Origin of the sequence: Okeania sp. SIO2B9, assembly GCF_010672505.1 — a bacterium.
Lineage (GTDB): Bacteria > Cyanobacteriota > Cyanobacteriia > Cyanobacteriales > Microcoleaceae > Okeania > Okeania hirsuta.
This window is the reverse complement of the sequence record NZ_JAAHGK010001633.1, coordinates 1-1,387: the sequence shown is the minus strand read 5'-3', so window position 1 is coordinate 1,387 and position 1,387 is coordinate 1. Positions and strand designations below refer to the sequence as shown.

The 1,387-nt window shown below is 32.6% G+C and carries 1 protein-coding gene; it reads right to left on the bottom strand.

What is annotated here, in order from left to right; genetic code table 11:
* Positions 1–557 precede the first annotated feature (557 nt).
* Positions 558–752 carry a DUF2949 domain-containing protein gene (locus F6K13_RS33265; RefSeq protein WP_124143954.1) on the bottom strand — a complete coding sequence of 65 codons (195 nt, stop codon included), beginning with the start codon at positions 750–752 and terminating at the stop codon, positions 558–560.
* Positions 753–1,387 lie beyond the last annotated feature (635 nt).

Genomic DNA, 1,387 nt, shown 5'->3' with positions numbered 1-1,387 from the left:
ATAACGCAATCATTAGCTTTATGATCTGACTTGCAGTTAGTAAACGCCATAAGTAATTCTACTCAATTCAATATCAAGGTTTTCTGTAACCTATCGTAATTCAAATTGAAGTGCGGAATGTGGGTTTAATAAAAAAGATTTATAGCAGTCGAAGAAAAGAGCGCGGACATTTCAAAAGCTTAAAATTAAGACAACGCGATTTTTCCTTCTTCCTTCTTTCTTCTGCTATAGCACTACGCATTGAGATTAGGACAACTAAGAAACTTCAAAACATTACAGTTAAAAGTTTTGACTCTAGCTGAATGCTGAATGCTGAATGCTAAATGCTGATAGCTATATATAATTTTTCCCTGTTTATTATTCCATAAAAAAAAGGGAGTAATCTTGCTGAAAAAGCTAACTGAGATACTCCCTTGTTTAATTGAAATTTTTTATTCAATTTAGTTTTTATAATTTTTCTTGGTTTAAAACCCAATTCATACCTCCTTAAATGTCGCTTCACTTGTATTACCAAGGTAATATATCTATGGCCTAGATAATTCAGGAAATATAGTCGATTAAATATGGGCCATCTGCAACCAGTCGAATATTTGATCTAACTGCTTCAATGTTACAAGACCGTATTGCCAAAGTATCATCGGTAATTGATTAGGGTCTTCTTCCTCATGTCGTAAAGCAATGGCGATCGCTGAATCAGAGATGGACAACTCCCACTTCAAGAATTTGATTAACTGAGCTTGTTTTGTAGACATGATTAAAAGTTTTCTCCAGTAGTATATTAAAAAATTTTAAATCGGTTTTATTTGATAATCACGATACCCAGTATCAATTATTATTAGGTAACCTTCAATGAGTCACATCATTAAAAGATGTGACATCTCTCAATTTTTGTAATGATGCAGATCACAATTTTGTTGTCTAGAACGCTAAACTCTAGTTCTAAAAGTTAGTCACCCTTGAGCATTTTTGATGAAACATTGATACATTTCAACTTCTATAAAATAGTTATTAATTTAATTATCAATCAATATAGATGAAAAATATGCTTTTTTTATGAGTAGCATATATAAAGTAAATATTTGATAAAATGAGTATATACTTAACTATCTGATCTTCTCTGATTTAAAGTTTCATAATACTGTCTGACTTGTGGGATGATGTAGAGATTTTATAAATTTATTACAGGAAACTATAATTACATCACCCTCAGCAATATTACTGATGTAGGCAATAATAGCTTTGATTACTTATATCTAGATAATGAACTACCCCGCCGTGTAGACGGACGGGGTTTCTAAGTCCCCGTCAACAAAGTCCGCACTTTGAGATTTTGAGCGCTTCATTTGCCCCAGTTGCCTCATCGAGCCTGTATGTTTACGGGTCGAAT